At 50.4% G+C, this 699-nt stretch carries 1 protein-coding gene and 1 pseudogene; both read left to right on the top strand.

Translation table 11 applies throughout. From position 1 onward, the window contains the following. Positions 1 to 423: pseudogene (locus BHE89_RS19310) on the top strand (ParB/RepB/Spo0J family partition protein); the annotation flags it as partial. Between the two features lie 48 nt (positions 424 to 471). Beyond that, positions 472 to 699: helix-turn-helix domain-containing protein (locus tag BHE89_RS19305; protein ID WP_128860734.1), on the top strand; the 228-nt coding region annotated here is incomplete at its 3' end.

Below are 699 nucleotides of genomic sequence, written 5' to 3'. Positions count from 1 at the left end.
GGGGATGGTACGCCGGAACAAACCGGGAATGACGACCTGAACCTTGCCCAGGAGGAACTGGAAGGGGGTAAAAATTCCAATGGTCAGGACGATGATGACGAAGACCCTTTGCGTGATGAAGAGGGTGAGCACAAAGATCCTGTCAAGCAGCCAGATAACAGCGGCAAGGACAAAGATGAAGAAGGCGGTGATGCTCTTCCTCCTCTGCCGAAGGATAAGGAATGGAAGAACGTCCGGGCTGACAGTTTGATTTTTGCTGTCAACGTTAACCTGGATGGCGAGACCAAACGTGGAGTCATCATGACCGACCGTGTTGCTCTGGTTCCGTCTACTGTCTGGGTTAAAACGCTCGATGGCGAAGGCAAGGAAAAGCATGTTCATGTGCCTGTGTCAGACATTGAACTCCTGAGTGTCGAAGGCTAATAAAGGAGGCCCAGCCAGAGAGGTTGGGTCTGTCAAGAACAGGTGAATATGAAGATCTCACAGGACATGAAAAGAAAATTTGCTTTGGTGAATGCCCTGTCTAAAACGGAGAAGCCAAGTCTCCAAGACCTTCACAAGGCAACAAATATTCCTGAATCAACGATCAAGAGACAGTTGTCTGCCCTGCGTGATGAGTTCGGAATGAATATCTTGTTCGTCAGGGAGTCTACCGGCGAACGAGGTGCCACCGGCTACTACATGCTGACAGACTGGGGG

Origin of the sequence: Shigella sp. FC1967, assembly GCF_001743005.1 — a bacterium.
Lineage (GTDB): Bacteria > Pseudomonadota > Gammaproteobacteria > Enterobacterales > Enterobacteriaceae > Proteus.
The sequence above is the reverse complement of the archived record's forward strand: the minus strand, read 5'-3'. Positions and strand labels throughout refer to the sequence as shown.